Here is a 15,289-nt window from a genome sequence, read left to right as displayed (position 1 = left end):
GCTTACAGCCAATAGGACAAGGCAAGCGGCAGAACAAAAATAGTCGCCAAGGTCGACACCAGAATGAATCCCGCCACATCCGGTCCGTATTCAGGCACATGCTGGTCAATGAACAGATAGGTCGCCACGGATGACGGCATCAGGCAGCACAGGATCAACGCTCCGCGTTCGGCTCCGGTGAAGCCGAACAGCCAGACCAACGCGCTGGCGATGCCCACGGCCATCACAAGATGCAGACCGGTCAGCAGAACCGCGCGCCCAAGGCTGGTGATCCGCAGGGTTGCCAGCGTGTGACCCAATGTCAGCAGCATCAGCGGGATCGACAGGCCGCCCAGAATATCAAAGGACTTTGCAACCGGCTGCGGCAGGCTGATCCCTGTTGCCATCAGTATCAGCGATGCCGCAACGGCGTAGATAATCGGCGACGTCGCGAGTTTCCTGGGCGAGAATTCTCCGGCAGGGATCCACATGCCGAAGGTGAAGATGCTGATCAGCACCACAACGACGAAAGCCATCGTGTAGGCCATGCCTGCATCCCCCAGCGCCAGCAGAGTGATCGGCAGACCGATATTGCCCACATTCCCGTGCATCAACGGCGTCAGGAATGCCCGCACCGGCAGGCGCAACGCCCTGAGCGCGACAAACCCCAGAACACCAAACCCCGCTACGGCCAGCGCGGCGGCGCTCATCATGTCCAGAAACGTCCCCACATCCAGCTTGGTGCCCGTCAGGTGCGAGATGATCAGCGTCGGGTACCCAACCTTCGAGACGATCCCGCCGATCACCTTGTTGTCAAACGGGGCCTTCGTCAGTGCCAGCCCATAGCCGATCCCGGCGCAAATCAGCACAGGCAAAACCACGTTGAAAACGTTCAGAAACAGGTGCTCCAACCCGCGCTCCTCTTGCCCGGCCTCTAAACAGACAGTGAATCGGGCCGGCGTGTTTGGCAAGCAATCCGATCTAACCCGCGAACAGATCAGAGTTTTCCAAATTAGAGCCTGATAAAGGCCCAAACCACGGCCTGAGGTTCTTTTCTTCCCAGCAGACACAACATATAGTGGCTCTAAACAACGTGTGGACAAACACGGCAAGACTTGGGACGACAAGCATGGCACATATAATCGTTGTCGGAAACGAAAAGGGCGGCGCAGGCAAATCGACCGTGTCGATGCATGTTGCAACGGCGCTGGCACGGCTGGGGCACAAGGTCAGCACATTGGACCTGGACCTTCGCCAGCGCAGCCTTGGCCGCTATTTCGAGAACCGCGGAAACTTTCTGAACGGTGCCGAATTCGCGCTGCCAAGCCCGCGCCATCATGACCTGCCCGAGATCGACGCCAGTACGCTGAAGCCCGGTGAGAATATCTATGACCACCGCCTGTCTGCCGCCGTGGCTGAACTGGAAAGCGACAGCGATTTCATCCTGATCGACTGCCCCGGCTCGCACACCCGCCTCAGCCAGGTAGCGCATTCGCTGGCCGATACGCTGATCACGCCGCTGAACGACAGTTTTATCGACTTCGACCTGCTGGCGCGGATCGATTCAAAGGGTGAGAAAATCCTTGGCCCGTCGGTCTATTCCGAGATGGTCTGGAACGCGCGACAATTGCGGGCGCAGGCCGGACTGAAGCCCATCGACTGGGTGGTCGTGCGCAACCGGGTCGGCACCCAGCGCATGGTCAACAAGGAAAAGATGCAGCGCGCGATCGAAATGCTGTCGCAGCGCATCGGCTTCCGTGTCGCCTCGGGCTTTTCCGAACGGGTTATCTTTCGCGAGTTGTTTCCGCGCGGCCTGACGCTGCTGGACCTCAAGGATATCGGGGTGAAACAGCTGAACATCTCGAACATCGCGGCCCGGCAGGAATTGCGCGACATGATGCGCGAATTGAACCTGCCTGGCGTTGAGATCGATTTCTAGAGTCGATGGCTCAACTGCCCAATGGCTTGTGCTTTGCCTTATTCAGCACCGGGTTCGGTTGTCTGGCGTGTTTCAAACCGGAAAAAAACACCCGGGTGAGAACTAAGCCCTCAAAATAGTCGATTACGTAAAATTTCAGTTATTGGATCAGCAATAATAGATACGGCGATTGCACTCATAACACCCAATAAAAAAGCCAGGGTTTTTCCACTGGTGAACACCCAAATTCGCCAAAGCACACGCATAAGCCTTCCGAAAGAGCCTTTGATTGCATCTCTACCCCGATCGGTTAAACGAACGACAATCTCTTTAGTACCGCTGTGGCTCGACGTTAAAACTTCAATCAAGTTTCGTTTTCGCAAACCCGAAAGAAGCGGTCCATTTACATTTTTAGCCAATTGCGTTTCGGTGAATCTGCGCTCGCTCAATACGGCGCCTGTCGGGCTCACAAACAAGCGAAACAGCGCTTCGCGATGCATCGGTCGGATCTGCATTTGAACGTCCCGCAATAACCGCTCAGAAGCGCTTTGGATGTTACTCGCATGCGCTTTTATCTCCTCCACTGTCTCTTGGGCTTTAGAAATAGCTGTCTCCATAGCGTCCAGGGTGTCATTTTTTTCTATCTTTCCGACGCACAGGGCCACCCCTAACGCCGCTGTTTTCAGATCACGCTCCATTTCTTCCCGTGAATGCATCAAATCCATCAGAGATTTTTTGCCTTCAAAAGAACCTTTTTCCACTATGCGCTGTGCACTGAGCTTTATCGCACGGTCTATCTGATCGACAGTTTTGACCACTGATGAAATAGGATTTTTGCTGTTTTCGGCCATCTGTCTAAACGTCTCAGCAAATCAGGAAAGTATCCATTGAGAAAGTCGAAAAAGTATCGACAGCTATCCCCTAACCAATATCGCATTAACATTTTGGACGTTTGGGGCTGCTAAACAATACATTACGCGCATGCAAAGCAAGAAATCAACGACACCTATGCATGTCTCCGGCATTCGCGTGCGTTCAGAGTTTCGGGTTCTTATCCTGTGACCAAATCTCAACACATAAAAATGTGTCTCACTTTCATGGCACATAAACCGTGAACAGCTCTTTCGGTTCGTTCACGCCCCGCAGCATGTAGCGCCCGACCGAGATCAGTTCCTGCTGGCAGGACCCCGCCGCGCGGGCGACATCGTCCGAGATCAGGATCCGCTGCCCCAGCGACCTGTGCATTCCGGCGATACGCGCCGCCTGATTGACGGCCGGGCCGATCACCGTAAAATCCAGACGGGTTTCCGAGCCGATATTGCCATAGAGAATCTCTCCGGAATGCAACGCCAGTGTGTAATTCGCCACGGGCAACCCTTCCTCGGCACGGCGCGCCTTCAAATCATCCATCCGCTTTTGCAACAAAGGCACGGCTGACAGCGCCGCACGGGCGTCTTCGTCAATCTCGCCGACATCGAACATCGCCATCAGCCCGTCGCCCATGAACTTCAGAATATTGCCGCCGCAGTCATGCACAACACTGACCGCCACGGCCAGATAGTCGTTCAGCATGTCGATAATCTCGGTTCCCGGCAGGTCCTCGGACAAGGTGGTGAAGCCTTCAAGGTCAAAGTTCCAGATTACCGCATCGATCTGCTGCAGGGACCCGCGCCGGATTTCGCCCGACAAGACCCGCTGACCCGCGTCGCGTCCCAGATAAACACGCAGCAGGTCCCGCGACATCATTTGATTTCTGGCGGATTTCAGCGCCAGCCCTAGATGCGGCAATATCGCGTGAAGATGTTCGATATCCCTGTCTTCGAACCCGGTTGGCGCGTCACTGGTCCAGGACATCAACACGCCATCACTGACCTTCTGCGCCCCGGTGTTCCGCATCTCGGTCTTTTCAAAGGGAATGCCGGTTGCGTAGTAGTCCGTCGCACCCTCTTCCCGCAGATCATTCAGCAACGGGAAACGGCTGGGTTCGTTCTGATCGACCAGCCGAACGCGAATGTCCTCGATATCCTCTTCCAGCAGGGCGTATAAGGGGCTGCGCAGCCATTCTTCGCTGGGGGTATCCGAGTTCTCGAACTTCTCGGATGTGCCGCCCTTGGCGCGATACCAGCTATACCCCATCCCGCCATAGACGGGGTGCAGTGTCGACTGGGCCGCATGAAAGCGCATAAGGGGCAGGCCCTGATCGATCAACCCATTGCAAAACCCTTCAAGCAGTTCTTCCTGTCCGGCCCCTTCAAGGCCCTTTGTGACAAGCCAGTCGATCAATTCGTATGTCGCTGGCGACAGGCGTTCAGAAATGGTCATATGAAAATCCGTGTTAGCTCTGTGCCACAGATGGGGTCGGTCATGCGATAGTACCAGAGGTCAATCCATTCCGGCCAGACGCCTGAGCATTTTACGCAACAGGGCGGTCTCGGCCGCATCGAAGGGGCCGGCCAGCCTGGCATCGTATTCCCGGGCAACACCGCTGAGTTCGCGATATACCGTTTCGCCCATCGGCGTCAGCGTCAGCCATTCCACACGCCTGTCCTGTTCATCCCGCGTCCGTTTCAGATAACGCCGTGCTTCCAGTTTCCCAACGGCGCGGCTGATCTTGGTTTTATGCAGCTTGGCGCGATCCCCGATGTCCTTGGCGGTCAAAGTGCCAAACATTCCCAAGTGAAACAGAACCCGCCATTCGGTGCGCAGCATCCCATACCGACCCTTGTAGATCTTCTGAAAATCCAACGAGGCCTCCTCAGCCGCCTGATTCAACAGGAAGGGCAGGAAATTCTGCAGATCAAAGGCATCTTTTTTGCTGAAATCATCGTTTGTCATTCTTGTTAGTTACAAAATCAACTATTATCCGACAAGCAGCAAACGGAGGAACACGCGATGAATCGTCCGACTGATCCACACCGCCTGACCCAGGCCAGCACGCCGGTTGGCACCCATTCGGGCTATATGCCCGGCTTTGGAAACGACTTTGAGACCGAGGCACTGCCCGACGCGCTGCCCCAGGGCATGAACAGCCCGCAGCGCTGCAATTATGGCCTTTATGGCGAGCAGCTCAGCGGCACCGCCTTCACCGCCAACCCGCCCGAGCGGACGTGGTGCTACCGCATTCGGCCATCGGTCAAACACTCGCACCGGTACGAGAAGATTGACCTGCCGTACTGGAAATCGGCCCCCTGCATCGATCCTGATGTGATCAGCCTGGGCCAGTACCGCTGGGACCCGGTTCCGCATTCTGAACAGGGCCTGACCTGGTTGACCGGGATGCACACGATGACCACCGCCGGGGACGTGAACACTCAGGTCGGCATGGCCAGCCATATCTATCTGGTGACCGAGTCGATGGTGGATGAATATTTCTTCTCGGCTGATTCCGAGCTTTTGGTGGTGCCGCAGGAAGGCCGCCTGCGCTTTGCGACCGAATTGGGGATCATCGATCTGGAGCCCAAGGAAATCGCCATCCTGCCGCGCGGCCTGCTGTACCGGGTCGAGGTTCTGGAGGGCCCGGCACGCGGCTTTGTGTGCGAAAACTATGGGCAAAAGTTCGAACTACCGGGGCGCGGGCCAATCGGGGCCAACTGCATGGCCAATCCGCGCGACTTCAAAGCTCCGGTCGCTGCGTTTGAGGATCGTGAAACACCCTCGACCGTGACCATCAAATGGTGCGGGCAGTTCCATACAACTAAGATCGGCCACAGCCCGCTGGACGTGGTCGCGTGGCATGGCAATTACGCGCCCTACAAATACGATCTGCGTACCTACTGCCCGGTTGGTGCCATCCTGTTTGACCACCCGGACCCTTCGATCTTTACCATCCTGACTGCGCCATCAGGCCAGCCCGGTACGGCCAATATCGACTTTGTCCTGTTCCGCGAACGCTGGATGGTGGCCGAAGATACGTTTCGCCCGCCCTGGTACCACAAGAACATCATGTCAGAGCTTATGGGCAACATCTACGGCCAGTACGACGCCAAACCACAGGGCTTCGTCCCCGGCGGGATGAGCCTGCACAACATGATGATCCCGCACGGACCGGATCGCGAGGCATTCGACAAAGCCTCGAACGCCAATCTGGGGCCGGACAAGCTGGATCACACCATGTCCTTCATGTTCGAAACACGCTTCCCGCAGCATCTGACCGAGTTTGCAGCCAAAGAGGCCCCATTGCAGGATGATTACATCGACTGCTGGACCTCGCTGGAAAAGAAATTCGACGGAACGCCGGGCAAGAAGTAACCCGGTTTCGGGTCAGATATTTGGAGACAACATGCCATTGATGAAATCCTGGGTGACTTCGGCCAACGATCCGTCCCACCCGTTTCCGCTGAACAACCTGCCCTATGGGGTGTTTTCCGCCAGCGATGAGGAGCCCCGCTGCGGTGTTGCTATCGGCGATATGATCTTCGACATCACAACGGCCGAACACGAAGGGCTGATCGCGTTGAGCGATGAACCTCTGTTCGACCTGCCCTTTTGGAACCCTTTGATGGAACAAGGCCCCGCTGTCTGGACCGCGCTGCGCAACCGTCTGGTGGATTTGTTGTCCGAGGGTTCACAGGAACAGGGCGCCGTCGAACCGCTGCTGGTCGCGCAGGCCGACGCCGTACTGCATATGCCCTTCGCAGTCAGCGAATACACCGATTTCTACGCGGGCCGCCACCACGCCTTCAACGTCGGCACCATGTTCCGGGGGCCGGAAAACGCGCTGCCGCCCAACTGGCTGCACCTGCCCATCGGGTATAATGGCCGCGCTTCATCCGTGGTGGTCTCGGGCACAGACATACGTCGCCCCTGGGGTCAGTTGAAATCCCCCGATCAGGAGTTGCCCGCTTTCCTGCCCAGCCGCCGCTTTGATATCGAGCTTGAGATGGGCGCCATCGTCGGCACGCCATCCGATGGCCCGATCTCGGTCCAGCAGGCGGATGACCATATCTTCGGCTACGTCCTGCTGAACGACTGGTCGGCGCGGGATATTCAGGCGTGGGAGTATCAGCCCCTCGGTCCCTTTCAGGCCAAGGCCACAGCGACCTCGATCAGCCCGTGGATTGTCACCAAAGCCGCGCTGGAACCATTTCGATGCGACACGCCGGAGCGCGAGTTCGAACTGCTGGATCACCTGAAAGACTGCGGCCCGATGCTGTACGATCTGGATCTTGAGGTCACGCTTGCCCCCGAAGGTCAGACCGCAACCACCATCGCGCGGACCAACTATAACGAAATGTACTATTCCGCCGCGCAGCAACTGGCGCATCACACGACCTCGGGCTGCCCAATGAACACAGGTGATCTGCTGGGGTCCGGCACGATCTCAGGGCCCGAAAAGGAAAATCGCGGCTCGCTGCTGGAGCTAAGCTGGGGCGGAAAAGAGCCCATGACGCTGGACACCGGGGAAACCCGATCCTTTATCGAAGACGGCGACACGCTGACCCTGAAAGGCAGCGCCAAGGGGGACGGGTTCACAATCGGCTTCGGGGATTGCACCGGCACCGTCCTGCCCGCCCTGGAAACCCCGTATAAAACATGACGCTGCAGGCTTCATCTTTTCAAAAATACTCCCGCCGGAGGCGTCCGACACGCGCCACCGGCACCCCGGCGCGGGCCTTTGCGACACGACCCGGGGCATTCCGCCGCATTTGATCCAGATCGTTTTGCGCCACCAGAATCGATGAGACGATGCCCCCAATACCCGCCAGCGACAGTCTCGGCGCGGGTCATCGACAGATCAGGATTGGGGGTTGCCCATGAACAAGATATTCGACTTTCCGCTTTACGCCTATGAGCGCAGTCCGGATCAGGATTCCGCTGTTCCGACCCGTCACAAGGTTATCGTGATCGGGGCAGGTCCGGTCGGGCTGGCCGCCGCGATCGATCTGGCGCAACATGGCGTCGAGGTTGTAGTTCTGGACGAAAACGACAAGGTCAGTTTCGGCAGCCGCGCCATCTGTTTCTCGCAGCGCACCCTGGATATCGCCAACCGGCTGGGATGTGCGCGCCCGATTTTGGACAAGGGCGTGCAATGGGATCAGGGCAAGGTCTTCTTTGACACGCGCGAGGTTTATACCTTCGACGTCCAACCCGAAAAAGGCGCGGCCAACCCAGCCTTTGTCAATCTGCAGCAATATTATCTGGAAGAATTCCTGGTGGCGCGCGTGCGCGACCTGCAGGCCAGCGGCGCGCCGATCGACCTGCGGGGCGGCAACAAGGTCGAAGCCATTGGCACCCATGACGATCACGTCCGGCTGGAAGTCGCAACGCCCGAAGGCCCCTATGTCGTCGAGGCCGACTGGTTGATTGCCTGCGACGGGGCAAAATCTCCGACCCGGCAGATGCTGGGCATCGATTTCGACGGGCGCGTGTTCGAGGATAACTTCCTGATCGCCGATGTGATCATGGAGGCTGATTTCCCGTCCGAGCGTTGGTTCTGGTTTGACCCACCGTTCAACCGTGGCCAATCCGCACTGTTGCACAAGCAGCCAGACAATGTCTGGCGGATTGATCTGCAATTGGGCAACGATATCGATCCCGAAACAGAAAAACGCCCGGAAAACGTGATCCCACGCCTGAAGGCGATGTTGGGGGATGAGGTTGAGTTTCAGCTTGAATGGGTCTCGATCTACACGTTCCAGTGCCGCCGGATGGAGAGTTTCCGCAAAGATCGGGTTCTGTTTGCCGGTGACAGCGCACATCAGGTCAGCCCGTTTGGCGCGATGGGCGCCAATTCCGGCATTCAGGATATCGACAACCTGTGCTGGAAACTGAAACTTGTGATGGACGGCAAGGCCCCCGAAACCCTGCTGGACAGCTATGTCGGTGAACGGGCGCAGGGCGCTGATGAAAACCTGCGCAAATCCAGCCAGTCCACGGAATTCATCACGCCCAAGTCCGACATGTCCCGCCTGTTGCGCGATGCCGTGCTGGACCTGAGCGAGGTCTATGACTTCGCACGCCCGCTGGTGAATTCAGGCCGATTGAGCCAGCCGTGCACTTATGACGGGTCCGCGTTGAACTCGGCCGATGCGTTGGATGGGCCAGCGCTTACCCGTCCGGGCTCGGCCTGTCCGGATGTGCCGTTGGGCGATGGGTTCTTGCTGCCAAAACTAACCGACGGATTCACCCTGCTGACGATTGATGCCGAAGCGCCCGAGACACTCGAAGTAGACGGGATCGAGGTCACGCGTCTGGCACTGTCGGTCAAAGACGATCCGTCGCTGGCGCTGAAACGCGCCTTTCTGGGCAATGCGACCGGCGCGGTTTATCTGATCCGCCCCGATCAGCACATCGCTGCGCGCCGCGACAGTTTCGAAGAAAACGCATTCCGGCAGGCCATTCGCCGCGCCTGTGGTAAGGAGTAAGCAAGATGACGGATGTAAACCTGGCCCCGAACCTTGACGACCCGGATGCGTTCTATGCCGATCTTCTGGCCGCCCATGACGGTCTGGACAAGGCAGCCAGCGATGCGCTGAATGCACGGCTGGTGTTGGTCTTGGCCAATCATGTCGGTGATGGCACAGTGTTGTCGCAGGCAATCCGGGCGGCAACGCTCAAAGGGTCCTGACAAGCCGCTTATTGGGGGATCCGCGTGACTGGCACTGTTCTTTATGACTACTGGCGGTCCTCGGCCAGTTACCGGGTGCGGATCGCCCTGAACCTCGCTGGGATAGCCTACCGCGCCGTTTCGGTTGATCTGACCAGCGCCGAGCAGCGCTCGGACACCCATCTGGCCCGCAACCCGCAAGGGCTTGTACCTGTGCTCGAGATCGATGGCGCACGTCTGACCCAGTCACTGGCCATTATCGAGTATCTGGATCAGACCCGTGGGCTGCGCCTCTTGCCTGACGACCCGGCCGAGCGTGCCAAGGCGCAAGCATTGGCGCACAGCATTGCCATCGATATTCATCCGGTCTGCAACCTGTCCGTGGCACAGTATGCCACGCAACTCAGCGGCGGCATCGACGGTATGCCGGGCGATTGGATGAAACGATTTATCCGGCCTGGTCTGCTGGCGTTTGAGGCTCTGCTGGGCGGGTTCCAGCAAGCCCCCTACTGCACCGGATCCCGGCCCGGGCTGGCCGATCTGTGCCTGATCCCACAGCTATACAACGCGCGCCGCTGGCAGGTGGATCTGTCGGATATGCCACGCCTGCTGGATGTCGAGGCCGCGTGCGCAACCCTTCCGGCTTTTCAGGCCGCGCACCCGGACCAGCACCAGCCCGAAACATAGCGCACATATTCTGTGTGCGCGTACGGGTATCAATCCTCTCGGCGCGCTCATACCTTGACGCAATCCGCCAAGAACGAGGTCCCAATGTCCGAGATCACCGGCTATCACGCGCATGTCTATTTCGACGCGCAGACGCAAGACACCGCCCAGCGCATCTGCGAAGAGGCCGCGCGCCTGTTCCCCGTGCAGAAGGGCCGCATGCACGCCCGCAATGTTGGCCCGCACCCCCGCTGGAGTTGCCAGTTGGGCTTTGCCGCCGACGCATTCGATCAGGTCATCCCGTGGCTGATGCTCAACCGGCAAGGCCTGACCGTATTCACCCATCCCGAAACCGGAGATCACCTGGCCGATCACCGCGACCATGCGTTTTGGATGGGAGAGCTGTTGGAACTGGACCTGTCGATTTTCGACAAAGCCTAACCCAACGTGCGCGCCTGATCCCGCAATACGAATTTTTGGATCTTGCCGGTGGATGTCTTGGGCAATGCGCCGAACACCACTGTCTTGGGCGCTTTGAAATGGGCCATGTTGTCCCGGCAGAACGCAATCAACTCGGCCTCGGTCGCGGATGTGTCGGGTTTGAGTTCCACAAAGGCACACGGCGTTTCGCCCCATTTGTCATCGGGGCGTGCCACCACGGCGGCCTCCATCACCGCCGGATGCTTGTACAGGATGCCCTCCACTTCGACGGACGAGATATTTTCGCCCCCCGAAATGATGATATCCTTGGACCGGTCCTTGATCGCGATATAGCCATCCGGATGCATCACCCCCAAATCGCCCGAGGCAAACCATCCGCCGTTGAAGGCCGCGTCGGTGGCGTCGGGATTTTTCAGATACCCCTTCATCACCACATTGCCCTGCATGAATATCTCACCCATCGTCTCGCCATCAGAAGGCACCGGCTGCAAGCTATCGGGGTCAGCGACCATCAGCCCGGACAGCGCGGTATAGCGCACCCCCTGCCGCACTTTCAGGACAGCGCGTTCCTCGGGACTTTTGTCATTCCATTCCTCTTTCCACGCACAGACGACCGAGGGGCCGTAGGTTTCGGTCAGGCCGTAGACATGAGTCACCTCGACGCCCATCGCCTCCATCGCTTCGATCACGGCGGCGGGCGGCGGGGCGCCTGCGGTCATCACCTTGATCTGGTGCTCGAAGTCCTTCAGATGATCCGGCGCGTGGGCCAGCATGTTCAGCACAATCGGCGCGCCGCAGAAATGGGTCACTTTCTGGTCCCGGAATGCGGCGTAAATCGGCTCGGCCCGGACCGCGCGCAAGCAGACCGAAACACCTGCATTGGCGGCCATCGCCCAGGGGAAGCACCAGCCGTTGCAGTGAAACATTGGCAAGGTCCAAAGATAGACCGAATGCTTGGGCATATCCCAGTCCAGCAGGTCCGACTGCGCGTTCAGCGCCGCCCCCCGGTGATGGTAGACGACGCCTTTCGGGTTGCCCGTCGTGCCCGAGGTGTAGTTCAGCGTGATCGCATCCCATTCATCGGCTGGCAGGGACCAGTCGAATTCCGGGTCGCCTTCGGACAGCAGCGCGTCATAGGTCAGATCACTCAGGCGCGTGCCGCCCTCGAAACTTGGGTCTTCAATGTCCACGACCAGCAGATCGTGATCGACCTGCTGCAACGCCTCTTTGACCACTGCCGAGAATTCAGGATCGACCAGCAGCACCTTCGCCTCGGCATGGTTTAGGATGAAGGCGATGATGGCCGCATCCAGCCGCGTATTGATCGCGTTCAGAACCGCGCCAGCCATGGGGATGGCAAAATGCGCCTCGTAAAGCTCGGGGATATTGGCCGCGATGATCGACACTGTATCCCCGCGCCCGATCCCCCGCGCGGACAGCGCACCCGCCAGACGGCGGCAGCGTGCGTAGGTTTCGACCCATGTATAGCGGCGTTCGCCATACACGACCGAGGGGTAATCGGGGTAAACCTGCGCGGTGCGTTCGATAAAGCTCAGCGGTGACAAGGGCGTGTAATTCGCTCGGCACTTGTCCAGATGATCGTCATATATGCTGGCTGACATCGGCTATCTCCCCATAAACCGTTTGGGCGACTTGATCACAAAGTCGCCATCCTGACAAATCCGTAAAACTACGACACCGATCCCGTCTGGCAATAAGGTATGATATGATCTGGCCCTATCTCAAACTGGCCATTCGCGGTGTTCTGGATTATCTCAAACACCCGACCGGGCGTGGCAGGTCCATGACCCGCGCGAAGCACTTCATTGAAAGGACTTGTCATGGACGGCACGTTCAACGAAAACGATCTTTCCCACGTAGTCGAAGCCGACCGCGCCCACGTCTGGCACCACCTGATCCAGCACAAACCCTTTGAAACCAACGATCCGCGTATCATTGTCGAAGGCAAAGGCATGCGCGTCTGGGACCAGAAGGGCAAAGAGCATCTGGACGCCGTGTCCGGCGGTGTCTGGACCGTCAATGTTGGCTATGGCCGCGAATCGATCTGCAAGGCCGTGTACGAGCAGATGATGAAGCTGTGCTATTTCGCCAATACCGCAGGTTCGATCCCCGGCGCGACCTTCGCCGAGATGCTGATTGACAAGATGCCGGGCATGAGCCGCGTCTACTACACCAACTCGGGCGCGGAAGCGAACGAGAAGGCGTTCAAGATCATCCGCCAGATCGCGCATAAGCGCTATGGCGGCAAGAAAACCAAGATCCTGTACCGCGAGCGTGACTATCACGGCTCGACCCTGGCAACCATGTCGGCGGGCGGTCAGATCGAGCGTAACGCACAATACGGCCCCTTCGCGCCCGATTTCGTGCAGGTTCCGCATTGCATGGAATACCGCAAGCACGAGCTGGACGGCGCGCCGGTTGAAAACTTCGGCGAATGGGCCGCAAACCAGATCGAAGAGGTCATCCTGCGCGAAGGCCCCGACACCGTGGGCGCCCTGTGCCTTGAGCCTGTGACAGCAGGCGGCGGCGTGATCGAAGCGCCCGAGGGCTACTGGCCGCGCGTGCAGGAGATCTGCGAGAAGTACAACGTGCTGCTGCACATCGACGAAGTTGTCTGCGGCCTGGGCCGGACCGGCACCTGGTTCGGGTATCAGCAATACGGCATCAAGCCGGATCTGGTAACCATGGCCAAAGGTGTGGCTTCGGGCTATGCGGCAATTGCCTGCATGGTGACCACCGAAGAGATCTTCAACATGTTCAAAGAAGATCCGTCCGATCACATGGGCTACTTCCGCGACATCTCGACCTTTGGTGGCTGCACCGCCGGTCCGACCGCCGCGATCGAGAACATGCGGATCATTCAGGATGAAAACCTGCTGCAGAACTGCGCCGATATGGGCGACCGAATGCTGGGCAACTTGCAGGCGCTGATGGAAAAGCACAAAGTCATCGGCGACGTACGCGGCAAGGGCCTGTTCCTGGGTGCCGAACTGGTCTCCGACCGGGCAAGCAAAGACCCCGTGGACGAGAAACTGGTTCAGGCCGTCGTGGCCGACTGTATGAACCAGGGCGTGATCATCGGCGCAACCAACCGCTCGCTGCCGGGCAAGAACAACACCCTGTGCTTCTCGCCCGCACTGATCGCGACGCCGGACGACATCGACCAGATCACCGACGCGGTTGATGGTGCACTGGGACGTGTGTTCGGGTAAGATACCGCTGCAAAGCAACTATGAAAACCGGCGCCTACTGCGCCGGTTTTTTTGTTTTGATGGCCGATATGCGGACAAAGTGAGCTTTCGCTGTGGCTACGCCAATGTTTACTATACGCTTTTTAAGCGCTTAAGCCTCAGCTCGGATGGATCAACCGCGCACCGTCAACATAGACCTGTTTCCATTTTATGATCGAATACGATTTCCTGAGACCAGTCGGCCAGAACGGGTCATCATGCACCAGTTGATCGACTTCGTCCTCTGTGCCTGCTTCCACAATCCATAAACCGTCGCGCCCTTGACCTTCGGCGTCGGACAAAGGGCCAGCAGCCTCGATCTTGTCTGCGTTCTGCTCAAGGAAATCGAGGTGCTTAACCATGTGCGTTTTGCGGATATCAGGATCAGCGTCTGGTGCGTCTTCAAACAGGATGATGAACTTCAATTGTTTTCTCCTACAGATTTGTGAAATCATAGTTGCCACATCGAAATCGAAGATTGAGTCAGTAATACTGGAGATTTACTCTGCAAAAATGCAGAGTCATGATTGGAATGATCTAAAGTATCTTTTGGCGCTTCATCGCGAAGGAAAACTGACCGAAGCAGGGCGGACGGTTGGCGTCAGCGATACAACGGTAGCACGCCGAATAAAAACGCTTGAAGAGGCTTTGGCTACGACCCTTTTCTTGCGTAGCGCAAATGGGCGGTTCGAACCGACGGACGCTGCGTTGCGCATTCTGTCACACGCCGAGAAAATCGAGACGAGTCACGCTGCGATAAGCGCAATTTCAGGCGAAAGCACAAACAAGGTTACCGGTTCCGTACGTCTGAGCGCGGTGCCTGTTATCGTGAACCGTTTTCTGGTGCCTCATCTTCCTCTTTTGACCCGCCTCCATCCAGACCTCAGCGTCGAGCTTGTTCCGCGTGCGGACAATCTGAACTTGTCCAAGCGTGAGGCCGATCTATCAGTTCGCTTTGCACGTCCATCTGATGGGGGTCTACGCACCAAAGCGCAAAAGCTGGGCGAGATTTCATTCGTTGCCTGTGCTGCAAGTTTTGTCTCACCGGAGCAATGTGCGAAATTGGGTTGGATCACCTACGACGAGGCACATTCTCGCCTGCCGCAGGCGCGTTGGCTTGAAAGGACCGCGAGGTCAGAACACCTGCGTGCGGGTTTGCGAGTAATGGACGTTGAGACGGCGATTCAGGCCGTAGCGGCGGGAATTGGAAAAACGCTACTTCCAAGAGCAATCGTATTGTCCGATTCAAGATTTCGAGTAATCGAGCCAAAAAACTGCGCCAAGCTTCCGAGAAGGGAAGTTTGGATGTTGTCGCATGCGGATCAGACATCAAGAGCGTCGTTTACAGCAGCCAAAGAGTGGTTGATTGGTCTGAACTGGCAATGACGCACGGTTCAAAAGCGGCCATTCATGCAAGGCGAAGCATGTGTCACGTTGGGCTCGAAACCGACATCCCTCCTACCTAAAACAAAAAAGCCGCCCCAAATG

At 57.8% G+C, this 15,289-nt stretch carries 15 protein-coding genes; 9 read left to right on the top strand and 6 right to left on the bottom strand.

The annotated features are described in order from the left end of the window. Positions 1–2: 2 nt before the first annotated feature. Positions 3–890: an AEC family transporter gene (locus tag ACR0MO_RS16185; protein ID WP_170624294.1), complete on the bottom strand. Its 888-nt coding sequence runs from the start codon at positions 888–890 to the stop codon at positions 3–5. Positions 891–1,108: 218 nt separating this feature from the next. Between ACR0MO_RS16185 and ACR0MO_RS16180 the strand changes: the two genes are divergently transcribed. Then, positions 1,109–1,918 (top strand): division plane positioning ATPase MipZ, encoded by an 810-nt coding sequence (locus tag ACR0MO_RS16180; RefSeq protein ID WP_170454769.1) that lies wholly within the window; start codon positions 1,109–1,111, stop codon positions 1,916–1,918. 110 nt (positions 1,919–2,028) lie between these two features. Here ACR0MO_RS16180 and ACR0MO_RS16175 read toward each other — a convergent pair whose 3' ends face one another. The 3 genes from ACR0MO_RS16175 to ACR0MO_RS16165 form a co-directional block, all read right to left on the bottom strand. Beyond that, entirely contained in the window at positions 2,029–2,748 is a 720-nt protein-coding gene (locus tag ACR0MO_RS16175; protein ID WP_170633938.1) for a hypothetical protein, read from the bottom strand. Between the two features lie 244 nt (positions 2,749–2,992). Next, positions 2,993–4,219 (bottom strand): adenylate/guanylate cyclase domain-containing protein, encoded by a 1,227-nt coding sequence (locus ACR0MO_RS16170; RefSeq protein WP_170624298.1) that lies wholly within the window; start codon positions 4,217–4,219, stop codon positions 2,993–2,995. Between the two features lie 60 nt (positions 4,220–4,279). After that, positions 4,280–4,732 carry a MarR family winged helix-turn-helix transcriptional regulator gene (locus ACR0MO_RS16165; protein ID WP_170454773.1) on the bottom strand — a complete coding sequence of 151 codons (453 nt, stop codon included), beginning with the start codon at positions 4,730–4,732 and terminating at the stop codon, positions 4,280–4,282. A gap of 57 nt (positions 4,733–4,789) precedes the next feature. Between ACR0MO_RS16165 and hmgA the strand changes: the two genes are divergently transcribed. From hmgA to ACR0MO_RS16135, 6 genes are all read left to right on the top strand, one after another. Next, positions 4,790–6,145 (top strand): homogentisate 1,2-dioxygenase, encoded by a 1,356-nt coding sequence (hmgA, locus tag ACR0MO_RS16160; RefSeq protein ID WP_170624302.1) that lies wholly within the window; start codon positions 4,790–4,792, stop codon positions 6,143–6,145. Positions 6,146–6,176: 31 nt separating this feature from the next. After that, positions 6,177–7,433: a fumarylacetoacetase gene (fahA, locus tag ACR0MO_RS16155; RefSeq protein ID WP_480892270.1), complete on the top strand. Its 1,257-nt coding sequence runs from the start codon at positions 6,177–6,179 to the stop codon at positions 7,431–7,433. Positions 7,434–7,650: 217 nt separating this feature from the next. Further along, positions 7,651–9,261, top strand: a complete 1,611-nt coding sequence (locus tag ACR0MO_RS16150) for an FAD-dependent oxidoreductase (protein ID WP_170454779.1) — start codon at positions 7,651–7,653, stop codon at positions 9,259–9,261. Between the two features lie 5 nt (positions 9,262–9,266). Beyond that, positions 9,267–9,464 (top strand): DUF2783 domain-containing protein, encoded by a 198-nt coding sequence (locus tag ACR0MO_RS16145; RefSeq protein ID WP_480892267.1) that lies wholly within the window; start codon positions 9,267–9,269, stop codon positions 9,462–9,464. 24 nt (positions 9,465–9,488) lie between these two features. Then, entirely contained in the window at positions 9,489–10,130 is a 642-nt protein-coding gene (gene maiA / locus ACR0MO_RS16140) for a maleylacetoacetate isomerase (protein WP_170454783.1), read from the top strand. Between the two features lie 84 nt (positions 10,131–10,214). After that, complete coding sequence (locus tag ACR0MO_RS16135) at positions 10,215–10,550, top strand: DOPA 4,5-dioxygenase family protein (protein ID WP_170454785.1); 336 nt, start codon at positions 10,215–10,217, stop codon at positions 10,548–10,550. On the opposite strand, the gene ACR0MO_RS16130 is transcribed toward ACR0MO_RS16135, so the two are convergent. Beyond that, positions 10,547–12,172 (bottom strand): acyl-CoA synthetase, encoded by a 1,626-nt coding sequence (locus ACR0MO_RS16130; protein ID WP_170737579.1) that lies wholly within the window; start codon positions 12,170–12,172, stop codon positions 10,547–10,549. The two genes, ACR0MO_RS16135 and ACR0MO_RS16130, sit on opposite strands and share 4 nt — an antisense overlap. A gap of 219 nt (positions 12,173–12,391) precedes the next feature. On the opposite strand from ACR0MO_RS16130, the gene ACR0MO_RS16125 reads away from it, so the two are divergent. Further along, positions 12,392–13,783, top strand: coding sequence for an aminotransferase class III-fold pyridoxal phosphate-dependent enzyme (locus ACR0MO_RS16125; protein ID WP_170455041.1), 1,392 nt, complete (start codon positions 12,392–12,394; stop codon positions 13,781–13,783). Positions 13,784–13,920: 137 nt separating this feature from the next. Here ACR0MO_RS16125 and ACR0MO_RS16120 read toward each other — a convergent pair whose 3' ends face one another. Then, positions 13,921–14,226, bottom strand: a complete 306-nt coding sequence (locus tag ACR0MO_RS16120; RefSeq protein ID WP_170454790.1) for a YciI family protein — start codon at positions 14,224–14,226, stop codon at positions 13,921–13,923. On the opposite strand from ACR0MO_RS16120, the gene ACR0MO_RS16115 reads away from it, so the two are divergent. Then, positions 14,216–15,187, top strand: a complete 972-nt coding sequence (locus ACR0MO_RS16115) for a LysR family transcriptional regulator (RefSeq protein WP_480626928.1) — start codon at positions 14,216–14,218, stop codon at positions 15,185–15,187. The two genes, ACR0MO_RS16120 and ACR0MO_RS16115, sit on opposite strands and share 11 nt — an antisense overlap. The last annotated feature ends 102 nt before the right edge of the window (positions 15,188–15,289 follow it).

The sequence above is a fragment of the Ruegeria sp. K5 genome (genome assembly GCF_056531805.1).
Note: the sequence above shows the minus strand (reverse complement) of the source record. Positions and strands in the feature narration are given on the sequence as shown.

Bases quoted from the DNA above. Each gene is read 5' to 3' on its own strand.
- ACR0MO_RS16180 (WP_170454769.1), top strand. From the start codon at position 1,109: ATGGCACATATAATCGTTGTCGGAAACGAAAAGGGCGGCGCAGGCAAA.
- ACR0MO_RS16175 (WP_170633938.1), bottom strand. From the start codon at position 2,748: ATGGCCGAAAACAGCAAAAATCCTATTTCATCAGTGGTCAAAACTGTC.
- ACR0MO_RS16170 (WP_170624298.1), bottom strand. From the start codon at position 4,219: ATGACCATTTCTGAACGCCTGTCGCCAGCGACATACGAATTGATCGAC.
- ACR0MO_RS16165 (WP_170454773.1), bottom strand. From the start codon at position 4,732: ATGACAAACGATGATTTCAGCAAAAAAGATGCCTTTGATCTGCAGAAT.
- hmgA (WP_170624302.1), top strand. From the start codon at position 4,790: ATGAATCGTCCGACTGATCCACACCGCCTGACCCAGGCCAGCACGCCG.
- fahA (WP_480892270.1), top strand. From the start codon at position 6,177: ATGCCATTGATGAAATCCTGGGTGACTTCGGCCAACGATCCGTCCCAC.
- ACR0MO_RS16150 (WP_170454779.1), top strand. From the start codon at position 7,651: ATGAACAAGATATTCGACTTTCCGCTTTACGCCTATGAGCGCAGTCCG.
- ACR0MO_RS16145 (WP_480892267.1), top strand. From the start codon at position 9,267: ATGACGGATGTAAACCTGGCCCCGAACCTTGACGACCCGGATGCGTTC.
- ACR0MO_RS16135 (WP_170454785.1), top strand. From the start codon at position 10,215: ATGTCCGAGATCACCGGCTATCACGCGCATGTCTATTTCGACGCGCAG.
- ACR0MO_RS16130 (WP_170737579.1), bottom strand. From the start codon at position 12,172: ATGTCAGCCAGCATATATGACGATCATCTGGACAAGTGCCGAGCGAAT.
- ACR0MO_RS16125 (WP_170455041.1), top strand. From the start codon at position 12,392: ATGGACGGCACGTTCAACGAAAACGATCTTTCCCACGTAGTCGAAGCC.
- ACR0MO_RS16115 (WP_480626928.1), top strand. From the start codon at position 14,216: ATGAACTTCAATTGTTTTCTCCTACAGATTTGTGAAATCATAGTTGCC.